Annotated in this window: 17 protein-coding genes; 15 read left to right on the forward strand and 2 right to left on the reverse strand. The window is 33.6% G+C overall.

Features of this window, described 5'->3' with window-relative positions; all coding sequences use genetic code 11:
• Positions 1-7 precede the first annotated feature (7 nt).
• Positions 8-556, reverse strand: a complete 549-nt coding sequence (msrA, locus tag ES677_RS09530; RefSeq protein ID WP_148381115.1) for a peptide-methionine (S)-S-oxide reductase MsrA — start codon at positions 554-556, stop codon at positions 8-10.
• Between the two features lie 123 nt (positions 557-679).
• On the opposite strand from msrA, the gene ES677_RS09535 reads away from it, so the two are divergent.
• The 5 genes from ES677_RS09535 to ES677_RS09555 all read left to right on the forward strand — a co-directional run bounded on the left by ES677_RS09535 (position 680) and on the right by ES677_RS09555 (position 6628).
• Positions 680-3223 (forward strand): DUF5916 domain-containing protein, encoded by a 2544-nt coding sequence (locus ES677_RS09535; protein ID WP_317130610.1) that lies wholly within the window; start codon positions 680-682, stop codon positions 3221-3223.
• Between the two features lie 51 nt (positions 3224-3274).
• The gene (locus tag ES677_RS09540; RefSeq protein WP_148369102.1) at positions 3275-3940 is read left to right on the forward strand and encodes an ABC transporter ATP-binding protein; all 666 of its coding nucleotides are present in this window, start codon (positions 3275-3277) and stop codon (positions 3938-3940) included.
• A gap of 2 nt (positions 3941-3942) precedes the next feature.
• The gene (locus ES677_RS09545; RefSeq protein ID WP_148369104.1) at positions 3943-4494 is read left to right on the forward strand and encodes a CPBP family glutamic-type intramembrane protease; all 552 of its coding nucleotides are present in this window, start codon (positions 3943-3945) and stop codon (positions 4492-4494) included.
• A 77-nt stretch (positions 4495-4571) separates the two neighbouring features.
• Positions 4572-5336: a TIGR02757 family protein gene (locus tag ES677_RS09550; RefSeq protein ID WP_148381116.1), complete on the forward strand. Its 765-nt coding sequence runs from the start codon at positions 4572-4574 to the stop codon at positions 5334-5336.
• 95 nt (positions 5337-5431) lie between these two features.
• Positions 5432-6628, forward strand: a complete 1197-nt coding sequence (locus ES677_RS09555) for a sensor histidine kinase (protein ID WP_148369108.1) — start codon at positions 5432-5434, stop codon at positions 6626-6628.
• A 75-nt stretch (positions 6629-6703) separates the two neighbouring features.
• Here the strand turns inward: ES677_RS09555 and ES677_RS09560 are convergent, their stop codons facing one another.
• Positions 6704-8605 carry a M61 family metallopeptidase gene (locus ES677_RS09560; RefSeq protein ID WP_148381117.1) on the reverse strand — a complete coding sequence of 634 codons (1902 nt, stop codon included), beginning with the start codon at positions 8603-8605 and terminating at the stop codon, positions 6704-6706.
• Positions 8606-8714: 109 nt separating this feature from the next.
• Here ES677_RS09560 and ES677_RS09565 point away from each other — a divergent pair, with 109 nt between their 5' ends.
• The 10 genes from ES677_RS09565 (at position 8715) to ES677_RS09610 (ending at position 21727) form a co-directional block, all read left to right on the forward strand.
• On the forward strand, positions 8715-9722 hold the full coding sequence (locus tag ES677_RS09565) for a glycosyltransferase family 2 protein (protein ID WP_148381118.1): 1008 nt from the start codon (positions 8715-8717) through the stop codon (positions 9720-9722).
• Between the two features lie 52 nt (positions 9723-9774).
• Entirely contained in the window at positions 9775-11703 is a 1929-nt protein-coding gene (locus tag ES677_RS09570; protein ID WP_148381119.1) for a vWA domain-containing protein, read from the forward strand.
• Positions 11700-12950: a dihydroorotase gene (locus ES677_RS09575; protein WP_148381120.1), complete on the forward strand. Its 1251-nt coding sequence runs from the start codon at positions 11700-11702 to the stop codon at positions 12948-12950. Before ES677_RS09570 ends, ES677_RS09575 begins: the two co-directional genes overlap by 4 nt.
• Before the next feature lie 3 nt (positions 12951-12953).
• On the forward strand, positions 12954-13286 hold the full coding sequence (locus tag ES677_RS09580; RefSeq protein WP_148369118.1) for a DUF4870 domain-containing protein: 333 nt from the start codon (positions 12954-12956) through the stop codon (positions 13284-13286).
• A 1-nt stretch (position 13287) separates the two neighbouring features.
• A complete protein-coding gene (locus ES677_RS09585; protein ID WP_148381121.1) occupies positions 13288-13944 on the forward strand; it encodes an alpha/beta hydrolase in 657 nt (218 codons plus the stop codon).
• An 88-nt stretch (positions 13945-14032) separates the two neighbouring features.
• Complete coding sequence (locus ES677_RS09590; RefSeq protein ID WP_148381122.1) at positions 14033-14743, forward strand: hypothetical protein; 711 nt, start codon at positions 14033-14035, stop codon at positions 14741-14743.
• 7 nt (positions 14744-14750) lie between these two features.
• On the forward strand, positions 14751-17477 hold the full coding sequence (locus ES677_RS09595) for a TonB-dependent receptor (RefSeq protein WP_148381123.1): 2727 nt from the start codon (positions 14751-14753) through the stop codon (positions 17475-17477).
• A gap of 16 nt (positions 17478-17493) precedes the next feature.
• Complete coding sequence (locus ES677_RS09600; protein WP_148381124.1) at positions 17494-18732, forward strand: DUF4249 domain-containing protein; 1239 nt, start codon at positions 17494-17496, stop codon at positions 18730-18732.
• Between the two features lie 2 nt (positions 18733-18734).
• A complete protein-coding gene (locus ES677_RS09605; RefSeq protein WP_148381125.1) occupies positions 18735-20009 on the forward strand; it encodes a DUF4249 domain-containing protein in 1275 nt (424 codons plus the stop codon).
• A gap of 2 nt (positions 20010-20011) precedes the next feature.
• A complete protein-coding gene (locus ES677_RS09610; RefSeq protein ID WP_148381126.1) occupies positions 20012-21727 on the forward strand; it encodes a hypothetical protein in 1716 nt (571 codons plus the stop codon).
• Positions 21728-21972: the final 245 nt, after the last annotated feature.

The raw sequence follows: 21972 nt of genomic DNA on the forward strand, positions 1-21972 counted from the left end.
AATCAATTCACTGTTCTTTTAATTTGTCGCTGTAATACGTTTTCAGCTTGTCTATTTTCGGGTTGATTACGAATTGACAATACGACTGTTCTTTATTATTATCGTAATATTCCTGGTGATCGTCTTCAGCGTTATAGAAAGCCCCCAAAGCTGTGATTTCAGTCACAATTTTAGATTTAAAGACTTTTTCAGACCCTAGAAAAGTGATAAAAGCATCGGCTTTATGTTTTTGTTCTTCCGATTCATAAAAGATAGCCGACCTGTATTGCGTGCCTTTATCGTGCCCTTGCTGATTTAAAGTTGTGGGATCATGCGTCGCGAAAAAGACTTCCATCAACTCCGTAAAACTAACGATAGCAGGATTGAAATAGATTTGAATAGCTTCTGCGTGCCCCGTTCTTCCAGTGCAGATCTCTCTATAAGCAGGGTTTTTTATAGCCCCTCCAGTATAACCGGAAATCACCGATTCTACTCCGTTTATTCTATCGAAAACGGCTTCGGTACACCAAAAGCAACCACCGGCAAAAGTGGCGCGTTGTAGATTATTTTCTTTCATAATTTAAATTTACTTAAAATGAGTGCGACTTCCTCGAAAAACCTTACATACTGTACGATATTTAACGTTTCGTTAGGCTTATAAGTTTAGTAGTTTCTTTTTTTTTGAGTAAAATTGTAACAATTGAAATTAAAACTCGTCTATACTAAAGTTAAACGTAAACTAACGCTAACCATTTCATTAATGAAACACCCCCTACTCTTATTACTTATTTTACTTTTTAATGTGCCCACTACGGCGCAGGCAAAGAAGAAATATACGATAACTCGAGCAAGTATTGCGCCTAAAATTGATGGTATTTTAAGCGATAATATTTGGCAAAATGCTCAAATAGCATCAGATTTTATACAGTTTAAACCAACGTTAGGAAAACCGGATCCTGAAAATAAACGCACAGAGGTAAAAATGGCGTACGATAATACAGGAATTTATATTTCGGCGTATTTGTACGATGTGCCAGAAGATATGATGCGTCAATTTAATCAGCGCGATAATTTTGGTCAAAATGATTTTTTCGGAGTCGTTTTTAATCCTAATAACGATGCTCAGAATAACACCGAGTTTTTTGTGTTTCCTACAGGAAATCAAGCCGATGCTGTTGAAAGGCCAAATATAGGTGAAGATTTTGGTTGGAATGCTGTTTGGGAAAGTGCCGTTAGCGTGATGCCCAATGGTTGGATTGTTGAAATAAAAATACCATACCGCTGTCTCCGTTTTACAAAGCAAGAAAACCCAACTTGGGGTATTCAGTTTCATAGACATTTTAAAAAAACAAGCGAGCAATCGACTTGGAATCCCATAGATATTACCACAGGTAGCAGCATCGGGTTGTACAATGGTGAACTAGTAGGTATACAGAATATAGATCCGCCAACGCGATTAAGTTTTTACCCCTACGCGTCTTCTCTGGTCTCGCAATTTGATGGGGAAACGGACACCGATTTTGCTGTCGGATTGGACGTAAAATATGGTATTACAGAAAACATAACGTTGGATGCTACTTTAATACCTGATTTTAGTCAGGCTGGTTTTGATAATGTGCAATTAAATCTTGGCCCTTTTGAACAACAATTTTCAGAGCAACGCCAGTTTTTTACTGAAGGTGTCGATTTATTTAATAAGGGTGATTTGTTCTATTCGCGACGCATAGGAAGAAACCCTTCGGTATATCCAGATATTGACGAGAATGAGGACATTGCGGAATATCCTGAGAAAATTCAACTTCTAAACGCCGTTAAAGTGTCTGGAAGAACAAAAAAAGGTTTAGGAATTGGTTTTTTTAATGCCATCACAAAGAAAACATCGGTAACTATTAATACGTCTGAAACTAAAATAAATCCGCAGTCAAACCTCGAAGAAACCATTCAATCTAAACGCAAACAAGTCATTGAACCTTTGGCCAATTATAATATAATGGTGTTAGATCAACAATTTAATAAAAACTCCTCAGCAACCATAATTAATACTAATGTGACTAGAAATGGTGATTTTAGAGACGCAAATGTTACGGCGTTACTCTTAGATTTAATAAATAAAAGCAACACGTATGGTGTGGTTGGAGAAGCCAAAATGAGTCTTCTTAACGATGTCGACGGTAATAAAAAGGGATATAGTTCGTACTTAGGGTTTGGAAAAACAAGTGGCGAGTACCGTTTTAATGTTTCGCATAATTATGCCGATAAAGATTTCGATATAAATGATTTGGGTATTTTAAACCGAAATAATTACAGTAACTTTTCTGCCAATGCATCGTACCGTATTTTTGAACCCACAGAAACTTTAAACAATTTGTATATTGGTGTTTCTGGTAATTATAATAATTTAAGCGCGCCACTTACCTACACTGGCGCAAATGTAGGCGCTGAGTTTAACGCTACCACTAAAACTCTACACAGCTTTGGAATGAATTTTAATTGGAATATAGGTAAACAATACGATTTTTTCGAACCTAGAAATGGGTTCGACAGTTTCTTTTTAACCGAAAATTATGCGCAAAGCAACTTCTGGATTTCTTCTAATTACAACACGTTCTTTTCTATAGATGCTAGCGCGGGTTATGCCAAACAATTCAACGCAGACCGATATGGGTTTAACAATTATTGGTTTTCTGTGGGCCCACGATTTAAATTTAACGATAAATTTCTGTTGGTTTTAGACTTTGAATTTGACGATTACACAAACGATCGCGGTTATGTTACTAAAGCAGATGGTAATATAATCTTTGGTCAGCGAGATCGCGTCGATATTGAAACCACTATTTCTGGAAATTATAATTTTAATTCTTTTAACGCGATTACTTTAAGCTTTAGAAATTATTTAGGAACAGTTACTTATGAAAACCAATTATATAACTTACAAGATACTGGCCGTTTACAAGAAAATCCGGCCTATACGAAAGAGTCTATTGGTTACGACCCCGATATAAATTTCAATACGTGGAATTTAGATTTAAGTTATAGCTGGCAATTTGCACCGGGTAGCCGTTTAACAGCACTGTATCGCAATTCTATATTCAATTTATCAGAAGCTTCACAAGATGATTATTTTGAAAGTTTAGGAAAATTGTTTGATGAAAATAAGCGAAATACCGTATCGTTGAAATTAGTGTATTTTATCGATTACAATGCGATAAAGACCCTTTTAAAAAAGAAATCTAAAACCATATAATTGTTGTGCCTTTTAAGCGAAAGCAGTACTTTGAGGCTTTAAATTTTATCTATGATTAAAGCAGAAAATATCCATAAATACTACGACGACCTTCACGTTTTAAAAGGCGTTAACATACATGTTAAAAAAGGCGAAGTAGTTTCGATTGTTGGCGCTTCGGGAGCAGGAAAAACAACGCTACTTCAAATTTTAGGCACTTTAGATCATATTTCTAAAAAAGACACGGGTTCTTTACTTATTAACGGTACGTCGATTCCTGATTTATCCGAAAAAAATCTCGCTAAATTTAGAAATCAACATATTGGTTTTATCTTTCAATTTCATCAATTATTGCCAGAATTTACAGCCTTAGAAAACGTTTGTATTCCTGCATTTATAAAAAAAACACCAAAAGCCGACGCTATAAAAAAAGCCCAAGAGCTGTTAGACTTCTTAGGTTTATCGCATCGATACGACCATAAACCCAACGAATTATCTGGAGGAGAACAACAGCGGGTTGCCGTTGCACGCGCTTTGGTTAACAATCCAGAACTTATTTTTGCCGATGAACCTTCGGGGAATTTAGACAGCGAAAGTGCCGAAAATTTACACAATTTATTTTTTAAATTGAGAGATGAATACGGACAAACCTTTGTCATTGTTACACACAATGAAGATTTAGCCAATCTTGCCGACAGAAAATTAACAATGGTGGACGGTAAGATTATGGACCAGTAAATATGACGATACTTTTAAAAACAATTACTAGCTATTTAAAAAATCCAACATGTAATGCCTTAGAACTCTCTATCACTGAGAAATTAAAACTCGTATTAAAAACGTTAGTTTTAGCTTTTGCCATTTCATTTTTTCTATCTATTTTAATTAGTATTCTAGAAAATTTTAGCGTTTTCAGCATGGACCAGCACGCCACCACCGAACTTTTTAAAGACTACTCTCCACCAGTTATTTTATTGTTGGTTGCCATTGTTGCGCCTGTTTTAGAAGAGCTGCTCTTTCGTGCTCCCATTACCTTATTTTGTAAAAATAAAACTTTTTTTAAAACGGCCTTTTATGCGTTTACTTTACTGTTTGGATTTATACATATTTTTAATTACGACCTCACGCTTAAGATCTTAATCTTCTCTCCTATTTTAGTAGCTCCACAACTTGTTTTGGGAGTTTTACTCGGGTTTTTACGCGTAAAAATAGGCTTAGTTTACGCTATGGTTTTACACGCATTATTTAATGCCTCTTTAATAATACCAAGTTTATTATTTTTAGAGTCTTAAAAAGGATTTTACAGTTAAAAGTCAGCAATTCATCTTTTATAGCGAATAACAAGTGGCTATTCTAAACACTAACAAAAATGACTACAGCAGAACTCAAAGAATTTTTAGATACCAAAGTGGAATTATACAATAATCCTAGTTTTATTGCTTCGGATCCTATTCAGATTCCGCACCAGTTTTCTATAAAAGAAGATATTGAAATTGCTGGTTTTTTAAGCGCTACCATAGCTTGGGGAAATCGAAAAAGTATTATCAATAACGCTAACAAGATGATGGAATTATTGGAGCATTCGCCCTATGATTTTGTTATAAATCACGAAGAAACCGATTTAATAAAACTTGAGAACTTTGTACATAGAACGTTTAACGGATACGATTTCGCCACGTTTATACAAGGGTTACAACATATTTATAAAAACCACAACGGGTTAGAAGCTGTATTTTCTAAACACGCTAATACGGAAGGTTTACAAGCTTCCATTCACCATTTTAAATCCGCTTTTTTCGAAATAGAACATTTACAGCGCACCCAGAAACATATTAGTGATCCTTTTAAGAATTCGGCCGCAAAACGCATAAATATGTTTTTACGCTGGATGGTAAGAGACGATAATACGGGCGTTGATTTTGGCCTTTGGAAACACATTTCGCCTAGTAAATTATCGTGTCCTTTAGATGTGCATTCTGGTAATGTAGCACGTAAAATAGGGTTATTAAAGCGAAAACAAAACGATGGAAAAGCGGTAAAGGAATTAGATGACGCCTTATATCAATTGGATCCAAACGATCCGGTTAAATACGATTATGCGTTATTTGGTTTGGGCGTTTTTGAGGGTTTTTAATAATTATAGACTTCGAAATACTGAATCTTTTATTTTTATATGATTATTATCTTAATTTTTTATATTTTTGTTTAACTTAATTTTAACATAATTCCGTGATAGCACCAAAAATACCCAGTAACGAGTCGGCAAGATTGGCTGCTGTTTACGAATATAAACTAATAGACACCCTACCAGAAAGCGATTTTGACAATATTACTTCTATAATAGCGGCAATATTTAATATTCCTATTTCGCTTATTACGTTACTGGATGTTGATAGAAATTTTCTAAAATCGCATTATGGTTTTCCTTTTAATGAAGCACCACGAGATTTATCATTTTGTGGCCACGCGATAATGTGTGAAGACGATATTTTTATTATTGAAGACTCAAGAAAAGACGAGCGTTTTCATGATAATCCCATTGTTAAAGAACATAACGCCATTTTTTATGCTGGAGTATCGTTAATAAATCCTGATGGTTTACCCTTAGGAACGTTATGCGTTTTCGATACGAAACCACGCAAACTTACCGCTTTACAAAAGCAGGTGCTAATTGCGATGGCCAAACAGGTAGTTAACTTATTCGAGCTTAGAAAACGTAATATTCAATTACGTGAAACAAAAGAAGAATTACACATTCAGAATGAAAATTTAAAGAATTTTGCTGGTCACGTCTCTCACGATATGAAAATGCCATTAGCAAATATGATTGTGACTACAGATATTTTAAGAAAGAAATACAATACTGTTTTAGACGCCAAAGGTATTGAATATTTAGATTATTTAAAACAATCTTCCTTTACGCTTAGCGACTATATTTCTGGGCTTCTTAATCATTATGAAAGTGATAAACTAGATAATGTAAGAGAAAGTTTCGATTTACATTTACTACTCGAAGAGATTGTCGATTTATTAAATATAAATATCGATTGCGAAATTAATTTTCCTGAGATAAACGAAGAGCTTTATTGCAATCGCGCGGCTTTAGAACAGATTTTTCTTAATCTTATAGGAAATAGTTTAAAGTATAATGATAAGGAAAAAGTTATTATTGATATCGCATGTAAAAAACGAAAAAGTCAATTAGAATTTAAGATTTCAGATAATGGAATAGGCATTCCTAAAGACAAGCAGAAAGAGATTTTTAACTTGTTTTCTACCGTTGGAAACTTGGATAGAAACGGAAATAAAGGACACGGTATTGGTTTGTCGACAGTTCAAAAACTAATCAATAATTTGGGCGGTAAAATTAAATTAGAATCAGAATTGGGTAAAGGCACCACGTTTTATTTTACGATTGCAATATAATTAAAACCTCCCTATTTTTGGATATAAAAAAAGCCAGATGATAATTCATCTGGCTTTTTAAATATGCTATATATATTATCCTTTTAACCAAGCTTGACGTAAGTCTTTTTGAGCTTGAGTTGCCTTAGGCATTTCTTTTAAACTTTGTCCTAAAGTATACGATTGTGTTAAGGTCGTTTTTACAACCACTTCTGTACCGTCGCGATCTAATTTAACATCTATTGCCGTTCCTGGTTGCCATACAAAGGCTTTAGAAAATATATTTTGTGCAGTCGCTAAAGTTAATTCTTCACCGTCAATTGTTTTAATAACATCACCTGGTAACACACCATTTTCAGCCCAAAAACTGTTGTTTTTTACAGCTTCAGAGAAAGCAATTGTTCCTTTAGCCATATCTGGTTTAAAGATAAACGCACCATTATTTTGAATATAGTTTGTTTTTACTTTAGATTCAGCAACCTCTAATCCTACCTTTGCAAAAAGTGCAGGGTAATCTATTGGCGTTGTTCCTGAAACGTGTGTTGTTAAAAAGTCCCCTATCGATGGGTATGTCATTGCTGTAATTTCAGCAAATAAATTATCGTCTTCAAACGGTTTGTTTTTTCCGTATTTTAAAGATAATTCCTTCATTAAAGATAAAATTCCTCTATTACCATTACTTTCTTCACGCATTATGATATCTATAGACATTCCTATTAAGGCACCTTTTTGGTATACGTTAAGATATTGTGCTGCATACGGTTCATCTAAAACATTTTCACTCATTACTGTAAAACTCATAGTATCATCCATTGCAGAAGCCGTTTGGATTTTACCCATTATTTTATCGTAAAACTCTTCTTCAGAGCCTAAACCTTGATCGACTTGAAATAACGTTGCAAAATATTCTGTTACCCCTTCATACATCCATAAATGCTTAGAAAAACTTGGTGAGTTGTAATCAAAATAATGAACATCTTCAGAGTGCACACTTAAAGGCGTTACAATATGGAAAAATTCGTGAGAAACAACATCAATCATACTTTCGTAAAGCGCTGCTTCTGGCATCGATTCTGGCATAACAACTACCGTAGATGTGTGGTGTTCTAAAGCACCGAAACCTTTTGGTGACGTTTCTGCACCATCAGAAAGGTATAAGTAAATATCGTAACGCGGTGTACTATTTACAGCTCCTAAGTACGCTTTTTGAGCTTGCATCATTTTTTGCATCACCTCCTTTAGCTGACTTGCAGAATATTTTTTGTTTGGAGAATAGACACTCAATACGATTTTAATATCGCCCACCTGAAATTCTTCAACATCTAATTCCCCATAAAACATAGGATTATCAGTAATATCAAAATAACGAGGTGCAAAATAAGTTGATGTTGTAATGTTACCATCTTCACTCATTTTAGAACCCGTTTCTTGCAAAGCAGACGTACGTAAAAAGGAACTTGGTGCTGTAACTTCTAAATTATATTGCGCATTCTTTAAAGCATCGAAGTACCCAATAAACCCGTGTAAATTTAACACGTAGTTTGTTTCTTCAATATTTGTTCCTGCTGGAGAAAAAGGCTGTTCGCCTCCAATACCGCCAACACTTTCCACATCGAAAGTATCGTTAACATAGTATTCAATTTTGTCTAATTGGGATGCATTTGTAATGGTCCAAGTATTAGTATCCAACTTATTAGAGGGCAACACATTCCCATTATAATCTAAGGCTTTAAAATCGTCTATATATTTTCCGAAATCACTAACAGAGTACGTCCCTTGCACCACTCTTGGTAATCTATAGGTTACCGTTTCTGCTGTAAAACGCCCCGGGTTAATACTTACAGGCACCTTGTCGTTTTCTACTTTTGTAAGGTCTAGAGCCGTTTCAATGGGGTTTGTTACCGCCAAATCGTTTCCGGTTGCCTTAGCTGTTTTTGCTGTGTTACAACCAACTAATAGCATACTAATGGCTACTGTGGTCAATACAATTTTCTTCATTGTTTTTTATTTAAGTTGATGTCTTAACGCGGTAAGACGCTCAAAAATAAATTATGTTACACGCTTATTACTTAACATTTTGTTAAAAATTGTTTCCTTAAATTCGCTTATGCAAAACTCATTAGTCAGTATCCTCATTCCGTTTAAAAACACGGAACACTACTTAACCGAATGTTTAGCGTCTCTTTTAAACCAAACCTATACGCATTGGGAACTTATAATTGTCGACGACCATTCTACAGATAATAGCTACAACTTGGTAAAAAGCGTTGCAGATGCTGATTCTAGAATTACACTTTTAAAAAATGAAGGCTTCGGAATTATTTCGGCGTTACAATTAGCTTTTTCTTATTCTGAGGGAAAACTCATCACCCGAATGGATAGCGACGATATTATGCATACTTCTAAAATTGAAACATTAGCTAAAAATCTTATAACACACGGAAGATACCACGTAGCGACGGGCTTAGTCCATTATTTTTCTGAAGAAGGCATTAGCGATGGCTACCGCCATTATGAAAACTGGTTAAACAAATTAACAATAACAGGAAACAATTATTCTGAAATCTATAAAGAGTGCGTTATCCCTTCCCCGTGTTGGATGGTTTACAAAAAAGATTTAGAAGCCGTAAATGCCTTTAATACCTCGCGTTACCCTGAAGATTACGATTTAACATTTCGGTTTTATGACGCGGGATATAAAGTAATTCCTTGCGAAAACGTGCTACATTATTGGCGCGATTACACCACACGAGCCTCAAGAACCAATCCCCATTACGCACAAAATAGTTTTATAGACCTAAAACTACATTATTTTTTGAAATTAAATAAGGATATCTCCCGACCGCTAGTGGTTTGGGGAGCAGGAAAAAAAGGAAAAACAATTGCCAAACGACTTATTACTTTAAACATACCTTTTTACTGGGTGTGTAACAACCCTAAAAAAATTGGTAAGCATATTTACAATCAAGAAATGAAAGCAGTCGGGAGTATTGCGACTTTAGAGCATCCACAATGTATTGTAAGTGTTGCAAATCCTGAAGCGCAATCTCAAATTAAAAACTATTTCGAAAGTAACGATAAACAATCTATGCAAGATTATTTTTTCTTTTGCTAAAGGCCGTCTAAATTACAATTCATTTTCTATATTTGTTTAATCCCAATTAGCCATGCAGTTTAAAAACCCAGAACTCCTTTACGCCCTATTCTTACTGCTAATCCCTATTATTGTTCATTTATTTCAGTTACGTAAATTTAGAAAAGAAGCATTTACTAACGTCGCCTTTTTAAAAAAAGTACAGCTACAAACGCGTAAAAGTTCACAAATTAAAAAATGGCTGATTTTATTGACACGAATGGGGTTACTCGCTGTAATTATCATCGCTTTTGCGCAACCGTTTACGTCACAAAACAATACCAGTAATGCACAGAGAGAAACCGTTGTTTTTCTAGACAATTCCTTTAGTATGCAAATTAAAGGGGATCAAGGCGAACTCTTAAAACGTGCAGCTCAAGACCTAATCTCCTCTTTCCCCGAAAACGAGACCTTATCTTTAATAACAAACGACGACACGTTTAGGACGACCACAATAAAAAGTATTACCAACGCCATTCTAACTATAGATTATGCGACAACGCAACTGGATTATGACGCTGCCTTTCTAAAAAGCGGAAAACACTTCTCTAACGGTAATAACACCATTAAAAACTTAGTGTTTATTAGCGATTTTCAGAATAAAGGGAAACCGTTATCGCTACCTAGAGACAGTACCTTTTCGACACATTTAGTGCAATTAAAACCTGTTAATATTAATAATACTGTTCTCGATTCGCTAGCCATAACTAAGCAAACTGCAACCTATTTAGAATTGACAGTATTCTTAAAAAATAATGGTGAATCGGTTACTAATTTACCCGTCTCGCTATTTAATAATGATAAGTTATTAGCAAAATCTACCGTTAGTTTTAAAGATAAAGTCACGACTGTTTTCACGATTCCAAATAACACTGTTATCAACGGAAAAGTAACCATTAGCGCTACCAATTTACAATTTGATAATAGTCTGTTTTTTAATATAAATTCGCCACAAACCATTAACGTTTTAAGTATAAATGAAGCTGATGATTCTTTCTTAAAACGGATCTATACTAATGCTGAATTTAACTACACTTCTTCCACTATAAACGATTTAAATTACAGTTTTATTTCCAATCAAAATCTTATTGTTTTAAACGAACTATCGCGAATACCAAGCGCCTTAAATACCGCGTTGAAATCGTTTACAAATAATGGCGGTAATTTAATTATTATACCCAATAAAGATATTGATTTACAAAACTATAACTCGTTTTTATTAAACAATAACTTAAATACATTTAGCGATCCCATTTCCTCAGAAAAACGGCTCACAACCATTAACTATTCTCATCCTATTTATAATAATGGTGTCTTTGAAAAGGAAATAAGTAATTTTCAATACCCAAAAGTAAATTCCTATTACAACCAGTCGTTAAACGCGGCTTCAAAAGTGCTTCAATTTGAAGATGGTTCTCCCTTTTTATCAGAGCAAAATAATCGTTATATCTTTACAGCAGCGCTCAATACAAAAAATACAACATTTCAGTCTATCAATTTAATTGTTCCGACATTTTATAACATTGCGAAACGCAGTTTGAAACTCCCTAATTTGTACTACACTATTGGCCAAGAAAACACGTTTGATGTGAACACAACTTTACAGCAAGACCGCATTTTAAGTTTAGCGAATGCAGAAGACAACATTATTCCACAACAGCATTATTTTAATAATAAAGTTTCTATTACCACCAACGAAACACCCGAGCGTTCTGGTATTTACAACATAAAAAATAAAGCAGAAATACTTAATAACGTGAGCTATAATTATAGTCGAGACGAGAGCCTTTTAAACTATCACGATTTAAGGGGATTAGATGGCGTATCGGTTTCAAATGATATTTCTTCTGTTTTTAATACTATAAAAAATGATTACAAAATAAATGCACTATGGAAATGGTTTGTTATTTTTGCAATCATACTTTTAATTATCGAAATGCTTATCTTAAAATATTTTAAATGAATTTACTTATAAAATCGGCCTTTATAATTGACACAAAAAGTGATTTTCATAACAGCTCACAAGATATTTTAATCGAAAAAGGCTCCATTTCAAAAATTGGCCAACAGCTGGACAACCCAAACAACTACAAAGAAATTGCTTTAGACAATTTACATATTTCTCAAGGGTGGTTCGATAGTAGTGTTTGTTTTGGAGAACCAGGATTCGAAGATCGTGAAACCATTGAAAACGGATTAAAAACGGCTGCAAAATCGGGGTTTACTGCGGTGGCAATGCAAGCAAATACCTATCCGGTAATCGATTCTAATTCAGCTATCTTTTTTGTTAATTCTAAAGCTCAAGATAGCGCTGTCACCTTACTACCTATTGGCGCATTAACCAAGAATAGTGAAAGTGTTGATTTGGCCGAGCTTTACGATATGAGAACTGCTGGAGCCGTAGCCTTTTCAGATTACAAATTGCCAATTAGCAATCCTAATCTTTTAAAAATAGCCTTACAATACGCTAGTAATTTTAATGGTTTAGTCTGTTCCTTTCCGCAAGAAAAACGCATTTCGGGAAACGGTGTAATGAACGAGAATGTAATGAGTACCTCTTTAGGTTTAAAAGGAAATCCTAATTTGGCCGAGGCCTTACAAGTAACGAGAGATTTATATATTTTAGAATACACCAACGGAAAATTACACATCCCGACCATTTCTACTGCCGAATCGGTAGACTTAATACGTCAGGCTAAAAAAAAGAAAATGGATGTAACGTGTAGTGTAGCGATACATAATTTATTGTTTTCAGATAATCATTTAAAAGAGTTTGAGACGGCTTACAAAGTGAATCCGCCATTGCGTACACAACAAGATATCGATGCCTTAATAGAAGGAATTAAAGACGGCACTATAGATATGGTTACTAGCGACCACAACCCCATTACCATAGAAGATAAAAAAGTAGAATTCGATCACGCGGCGTATGGTACAATTGGTTTAGAAAGTGCGTTTGGTGCGCTTCAAACGTTGTTTACTACTAAAAAAACTATAGCGTTATTAACAAAAGGAAAAACGCGCTTTAGTCTTGAAAACAGTAGTATTAACGAGGGTGAAATAGCGAATTTCACGTTATTTAATCCCGATACAAAATACACATTTGGTTTAGAGCATATCGTTTCGAAATCTAAAAATAGTATGTTTTTAAACACCAATTTAGAAGGTTCGGTGTACGGCATTATTTCAAATAAAAAAATCAGTTTATAAGTTATGGACACAGATACCATCGAACAAGGTAAAACAATGGCGATTATTAGTTATTTAACGATAATAGGCTCAATTATAGCGCTTGTTTTAAATAACGACAAAAAAAATGAATTTGCGGCGTTTCACATCCGTCAAGGCTTAGGCTTATGCGTAACGTACCTTCTTTTAGGATATTTTGTTGGGCAATTTGATAGCTGGATGATTTCTACTGCTTTCTGGGTAGGATTTGGGATTCTATTTTTTTATGGCGTTATTATGGCGGCTTCAGGAAAAATGCAAGAAGTACCACTAATAGGCGCTTTTTATCAAAAACTCTTTTCAAATCTTGGCAAATAATATGGCAAATTTATCTTTACACCACGTTGTACGCGAATCTTCATTACAAGAAAACGCACCTCTATTAATTTTACTTCACGGTTACGGCAGCGACGAAAACGATTTGTTTTCTTTTGCTTCAGAATTACCAGAAGAACTTCTCATTATTTCTGCGCGTGCTCCCTACCCTATGGAACCTTACGGAAATGCTTGGTATGCTATTAATTTTGATGCCGATAAAGGAAAATGGAGCGATAATGAGCAAGCAATTTTGTCTCGCGATTTAATAGCTAAATTTATAGACGAAGTAACCGAAGCGTATCCTGTAAATAAAAATAATGTCTCTTTATTAGGGTTTAGCCAAGGCACGATTTTAAGTTATGCCGTAGCGTTAACTTACCCTGAAAAAATTAAAAATGTAATGGCGTTAAGTGGTTATATTAACGAGGATTTATTCACGGCAAAAGATAAAAAAGCGTACTCGCATTTAGATATTTATAGTTCGCACGGAAGTGTAGACCAAGTTATCCCTGTGGATTGGGCTAGACAAAACCCTGTATTTTTAAAAGGTTTGAATATTAAGCATACTTACAATGAATTCCCTGTAGGACACGGTATTGCGCCACAAAACTTCTACGAATTAAAAGAGTGGTTAAAAAAACGATTGGTAGTGAAATAGTAATTTAATTACACCTTATAATTGAGTTACTCTTATTATTTTTATATATTACGTTATATATAAAAATATTATGGTGCTAAAAACTCTTTTGCTGACACTCCTTTCTTTTCTGAGTGTCCTTTTTATGTTTTCTCAAGAAGTAACTACAAATAGAGAAAATATTGTATTATTCGATAATATAGTTGGACTAGAAAACACGAGTCTATTTAATGGTAAACGGTATTACAATACTTACAAAACCATACCTAGTAACACTAATTTCTTCAAGTTTACGGACTATACCAAAGGCAATGTAACTTATAACAATCAGCCGTTTTACGAAGTAGATTTAAAATACGATGTAACCACAGACCAGTTAATAACAAAGTTAACCGGTGATAAAAGTTATATTAATATTGAATTAGTGAAAGATAAAGTGACGGATTTTCAAATTGATAAACATCATTTTATAAATAGTAAATCACTTCTGAAAGATGACGTATCAGATTTAGGTTTTCTAGAGATAGCGTACTCTTCTGACCATTATAAATTTCTTATAAAAAGAGATAAGAAAGTATCGAAAAAATTAGACAATAAAAAATATGTTTTCGTTTTTAAAACCGACGATGTATTTTATCTCTTTTATAATGACGAGTTACACCCTATAAGCTCTTATAGAACAGTCCATAAAATTCTCCCCAATCGCAAAAAAGACATAAAATCTTTTTATAAGTTCAATAAAAAATTATTTAAAAAAGATGAAGGGCAATTCTTTATTAGTCTTTTTAAAAATTTAGAATTTAAAACTCTTAATAAGTAAGTATTAAATGAAAAAAACTATCCTTTTATATTTCGCTCTATTTAGTATTTGCCTATTAAATGCTCAAAGTGAATACGTAACTGTTTCTTTTAATAACGCTAACACCGTCGAGGCTTTAACGCAATTAGAAGAACAATCTAGCCTTAAATTTTATTTTGTAGACCGTTGGTTCGACTCCAATAAAATAACCAAAACTTACGAAAACAAATCGGTACAATTTATCCTTAGTGATCTTTTTAGTCAGTCGTCCATTAATTTTTTAGTGTATGATAATAAAGTAATTCTCACTAATAACAGCGTCGTTTATAAAACCTTGCCCGACGATTTCTTCAAAACTAAAGAACAATCGTATTACCCAAAAAACGATGCTATTTTTTTTAATCAATACGACTCTAAAAACGTCATTACCGTTGGGAAACAAAATGTGAATTTAAATAGCCAAGAGTTTACAATCTCTGGCAGGGTTACAGATACTAATACAGGTAAACCTATTGACGGATTAATTATTATATTTCCCAATACAAATAGACAAATTACGACAGATAAAAACGGACGATATTCTGCGACTGTTACTTCTGGACTAAATACTATTGAAACTAAATTGTTTGGTTATCAAGAAGAGCGTTTAAATATTTTAGTTTATGGAAATGGAACCGTTAACTTTAAAGTCTCTGAGGCTGCCGAAAAACTTGATGAAGTTGTCATCGATTCCAAGAAAAATGATAATATAAAAGAAGCCATTGTTGGGATTACGAGAATTGACATTGCGGGATTAAAAAACATTCCTGTAGTATTAGGAGAGCGCGATATTTTAAAAATTGCCACAACGCTTCCTGGAATTAAAACTGCCGGAGAAGGTTCGGCTGGTTTTAATGTGCGTGGCGGTCGTGCCGATCAAAACCTAATTTTATTGGATGATGCTGTTATTTACAGTCCGTCGCATTTTTTAGGTTTCTTTTCTGCCGTAAACCCCTTTGCAACGGGATCTGTAGATATTTATAAAGCGAGTATTCCTGCCGAATATGGCGGGCGTTTATCTTCTGTTTTCGATATTAAAACCAAGGAGCCCAATTATGAGAAATTTTCTGGAGAAGGCTCCATAGGCCCTGTTACGGGAAGTTTAAGTCTACAAACCCCAATTGTAAAAGATAAAATATCTTTAACGACTGCAGTTAGAGCAACCTATTCTGATTGGATTCTTAAATCTTTAGATGACGAATCTTTAAAAAATAGTGAAGCTTCATTTTACGACGGTCTAATAAAATATGACCATAAAATAAATGAGAATAATAAATTTCAGGCCACAGGATATTATAGTAAAGATAGATTTAGTATCACCTCAGATTCCATTTTTAGCTATAATAATGCCTTAGCGTCACTTAAGTGGAACCATTCGTTTAACGATAAGCACAAAGCCGAAGTGATTGCCGTAAATAGTCAGTACAAATATGGAATTGAATATGAAGGACGCTCTAATAGCAACTTTGATTTTGACTATAAAATTAATGAAACACAGTTGAAATTAAAGATGAAATACTTACATAGTGATAAACATAAGTTTACCTATGGTGCCAGTACTAAACTATATCAAATTGAGCCTGGAAATTTAAGTGCAAAAGGAAGCGAATCTATTATCGAGTCTAAGCGATTAAATAAAGAAAGAGGCCTAGAATCGGCTGTTTTCCTTTCAGATAAATTTGAAGTCAATAAAAAATTACTGTTCGATGTTGGATTACGATATTCTGTTTTCTCTGCTTTAGGAGCCAACACTCAAAACGTCTACGAAGACAATGTGCCTAAAAATGAATCTACCATCACAGAGGTTATAGAATACGGCGATAACGAAACAATAGAGACTTATGGTGGCGCCGAATTTAGGTTGTCTATGCGTTACTTATTAACCCCAAGCTTATCGGTTAAAGCGAGTTTTAATAAAACCATTCAATACTTACATTTACTATCCAATAACACTACCATTTCTCCAACAGACACGTGGAAGCTATCAGACTTAAACACGAAGCCACAAGAAGCCTATCAATATTCTGTTGGGCTTTACAAAAATTTCGACCAAAGTGCTATAGAAGTAAGTGTTGAAGGCTATTATAAAAAAATGAACAATATTTTAGATTATAAAGTGGGTGCCGAATTAATTTTAAATGAAACTATAGAACAAGAATTGCTTCAAGGAGAAGGAAAAGCGTACGGTGTAGAATTTTTAATTAAGAAAGAGAATGGTAATTTAAACGGCTGGATAGGTTATAGCTACTCTAAAGCCCTTTTAAAACTACAAAACGAAATTCCTCAAGAACAAGTTAATAACGGCGAATATTTCCCTGCTAATTACGATAAGCCTCACGATTTTAGTATGGTTTTAAATTACAAATTAACAAAAAAATACAGTTTTTCTGCCAATTTTATATACCAAACCGGTAGACCAATAACCTACCCTATTGGAAAATATAATTTTGCGGGCAGCGAACAAGTTTTATATAGTGATAGAAACCAATTTAGAATACCCGATTATTACAGGTTGGATGTAGGTTTTAATATTGAAGGAAGTCATAAATTAAAAAAGCTAGCACACAGTTTTTGGAATATTTCAGTATATAATGTGTTAGGTAGAAACAATCCATATTCTGTGTTTTTTGTAAATGACCAAGGTAAAGTAAAAGCGTATCAATCATCTATATTTTCGATACCAGTGCCTACAGTCTCTTATAATTTTAAATTTTAAATAACCAGATCTTATCATGAAAATAAACTTTAGACATCCTCTTTTCTTACTATTAATGCTTTATCTCTGCTTTAATTGCACAGATGAAATCCCCTTAGAAACTGAAAGTTTTGAAGATATTTTAGTGGTTGAAGCTACACTGACTAACGCTTTAGGATACCAAGAAATAAAGCTTTCACGCACTTATTTATTAGAAGGAAGCACACAAAACCCTGAAGCTAATGCTACTGTACATATACAAGACGATATGAGTAATAACTACAGTTTTACACCAAATGATAAGGGTATTTATGTTTCTGATGTAGAATTTGAAGCCTTACCTGATACCAATTACGTGCTTTTTATTACCACTAGTAATGGTGAGCAGTATCAATCTAGTGAAGCAAAGCTTACACCTACAGCTACAATCGACAACTTATATGTTCAAGAAAGCCCTGAAACAGATAAAATAGAAGTTTTAGTAGATAGTAATAATGAAACCTCAGACGCACAATATTTTAGATACGAGTATGAAGAAACCTTTAAAATAGAGGTGCCTTATTATAGTAATTACAATGCGGTAATAACGAATATTGTAGGCTATGCCGGACAAGAATTTGATATTGAACTCGTCTTAAAAGAAGAAAATGAAAAAACATGTTATACAACTAATAGGTCCAAAAGCATTCTACAGACCTCTACAAATAGACTTGAAAATAATATAGTAGAGAAATTTCCTATACGTACCATAAATAAAGATAATAGTTTACTAAGAGAACGCTATTCTATAAAGGTCAAGCAATATGTTCAAAGTCAAGAAGCCTATAATTTTTACAAGACAGTAAATGATTTAATTTCAAGTGAAAGTTTATTGTCTGAAAGTCAACCAGGGTTTGCGTCTGGAAATTTAAGCGCGGTAAATAATCCAGCAGAAAAGGTAATGGGCTTTTTTGAGGTTGCCTCTGTATCTTCTCAGAGAATCTATTTTAATTATGAAGATTTAAATATAGCAAGACCAGACTATCCCTATGATTGTGATTTGCGACTTGATGCGACAAGCCTTTATAGTACTAACAAGAATCATTTACAATTAAATTATAATTTAGCGGGGGGTGGTCAGTTACCCAACCAAAGACTTTTGCTTTATACCCTGTTAGTGGACGGCGATTATTATAAATATTATTCTGGCGATATTGTTTATTATATAGTAAGTCCAGAATGTGGTGATTGTACGGCATTCTCATCAAATATAAAACCAGATTTTTGGATCGATTAATTATGAAAAAACATATAATATATAAAACAGTATGTCTTGCCTTAGTACTTTCTTGCTTTAATTGTACTGAAGAAATCCCTTTAGAAACGGAAGGTTTTGAAGATGTTTTGGTGGTTGAAGCTACACTGACTAACGAGGTAAAACATCAAGAAGTTACACTTTCTCGAACTTATTTTATAGAGGGAAACAGTCAAGTTTTAGAGAATGGTGCTAATGTATCTATAGTGAACACTATGGGTAATACTTATAATTTCTCACAAAATAACGAGGGTATCTATATCTCAAATACTGCATTTGAAGCATTGCCTAATACAAACTATACCCTTTATATTACCACTAGTAGTGGTAAACGATACAAATCTACAGAGGCCCAGCTTACGCCAATTTCTAATATAGATGAGTTATACGCAGAACTCACACAAGAAGGTCCAAATGCCGATAAAGTTCAAGTACTTGTAAATAGTAATAATGAAACAACAAACGCGCAATATTTTAGATATGAATATATAGAGACCCATAAAATTATTGTACCATATTACTCTAATCTTGATGCTCAAGTAAATAATGTGGTAGGAGATGGATTACAGTATAATATATATACAGTACCCAAAACGGAGAATAAACAGACGTGTTATATTACTAATAGTTCAAACACTATTATCCAAACATCTACCTCTGATCTTAATAATAATATTGTAAATAAGTTTCCTGTTAGAGTTATAGAAAAAGACAATGCTTTACTAAGAGAACAATACAGTATAGATGTAAAACAATATGTTCAAAGTTTTGAAGCCTATCAATATTACAAAATAATTAATGATTTAGGAGCTGATGAAAGTTTACTTTCCGAAAGTCAACCCGGGTTTGTAGTAGGAAATATAAAGCCTATGGATAATAATAGTAAACGTGTAATTGGTTATTTTGATGTGTCTTGGGTATCTTCTAAGCGACTATTCTTTAATTTTAATGACGTAAATATCACTCAACCCCCATATCCATATGATTGCGAGTATGAAACTGATGTATACGACCCCACTTTCCCCTACCCCTTTAATTATAATGTAAATCACTTAAAATTAGATTATACATTAACGGGGGGGGCTGGTAATCCACCTGTTCCTAACCAAAGAGCGCTACTATATAACTATTTAACTAAAGAGAATTATCAATATTTAGAACACGAATACCCGATATACACACTTGTAAGCCCAGTTTGTGGCGACTGCACCTCATTCTCATCATCATCTAACATACAACCAGATTTCTGGGAAGACTAATTATGAAAAAAACTATTTTAATAATCGCCGTATTTGCTTTCAATTTATCTTTATTTGGTCAAATTGATAAACCCACTTTAGAAGATTCAACTCCTTTTTCTAGTAAGGAAAGAACGGTTTTACAAACAAACGCAGACTTTGTTATTGCCGGTGAATATTTGTATTACAAACTTTTTACTATCGATAATAATACCTTGAGCACTATTAGTAAGGTCGGTTATGTAGAATTGGTAAACGCCAAAAAAGACGTTATTTTACAACATAAAATAAAACTTATAGACGGCGTTGGTTATAGTGATTTCTTTATCCCGTCTACGGTACTTACAGGAATGTACAAAATTGTAGGGTACACAAACTTTAGTAAAAACAATATAAATGAAAGCTATTTTGCTAAAGACATCTTTATAGTTAATCCTTTCACAGCCAATAGTCAGAAAGTTCAAGACAGTTTAAAAACGACGGCTACCCTAAATTTAAGAGACGCGTTCCCCACAGAAAACATAACCCACCCTCTACTGTCTATTTCCACACAAAAAAAGGAATATTCTCAAAGAGAACTTATCAGCGTTAACACTGAAATTAATGACAGAATAAAAAGTGGCAATTATAGTGTATCCATAAGAAAATTAGACTCAATAGAAGCTTTAAACCCTATTAGTAAAAATTATGTTTCAGTAACCAGTTCAGACACGTTATATATTCCAGAAATGAGAGGCGAGTTAATTAGTGGAAAAATAACTAATACGGTTAACACACTAGATGTTTCAAGTAAATATGTTGCCCTCTCACTGCCAGGTAAAGATTATACTTTTAAAGTCGCTAAAACCAATAGTAACGGAGCATTTTTCTTCAACTTAAATGAGAACAGTATCAGTCATCGCGCTATCATTCAAGTCATAGAGAAGAATAAAGAAGATTTTAAAGTGCAACTACAGTCTTTGAGCTCTAATAACTACAACGCGCTGTCTTTTGCTAATTTGAATATAGATTCTAAATTAAAACAGACCATTGAAGCACGTAACATTCAAAATCAAATAGAAAATGCCTATTATGAAGAGAAACGGGATAGTATTCTACCTACTGCTGGACCCCAATTATTTTATGACGGTTTAGGCATTAAGCACGAGTTGAATGCTTATACGCGTTTTAAAACTGTAAGAGAGACTTTTATTGAAATTGTAAACCAAGCAGGTCTGCGACAAAATAGTGACGGCACACACAGGTTTGTAGTCTATGATAATGTTCTTAATTACGACCTTATCTCCTCCAACCTAGAACCTTTGCTTTTAGTTGATGGAATTATTATTCAGAATAATAATGATGTAGTATTTTACGACTCTAAAAAAATAAAATCAATTACAGTTGTACAAGGGCAATACATCTATGGTTCTAAAGTGTTTGAAGGTATCATTGATATCGAAACGATAGCACAAGATTTTAAAACCTCTATAAAAGGCGCCTTTTTTATAGAAAAAGACTTAAAAAAATTAGAACCCCAAAAAAAATATTTTCAGCCGGAGTATTCTAATACAACACTTCTAAATAATCGTATACCCGATTATAGAAGACAATTATTATGGGTTCCAGAAATTTCTAAAAATGAGACTCAATTTAAAGCCTATACCTCGGACGTTAAAGGTGTTTTTGAAGTTAAATTGGAAGGCCTTAATAATTTAGGCACGTTTATTAGTACGTCTACTTTTATTGAAGTTAAATAAGATTGATATTTATAAAAATAATTCTTGTTACATAATATTGCCAGAAGTTATCAGCGCTAAACCTATTGAAAAACACTAAATACCACGTTATTTATTTATAAGAATTGTAGACGTAAAACTCAAAAAAGTAATAAAAGAACTCTATAAAATTTTAACATTAGCGCTCTTTTTAAGTTGTTTTAATTGCACAGATGAGATTCCTTTAGAAACTCAGGATTTTGAAGACCTTTTAGTGGTTGAAACCA

Origin of the sequence: Bizionia gelidisalsuginis, assembly GCF_008086185.1 — a bacterium.
Taxonomy (GTDB): Bacteria; Bacteroidota; Bacteroidia; order Flavobacteriales; family Flavobacteriaceae; genus Bizionia; species Bizionia saleffrena.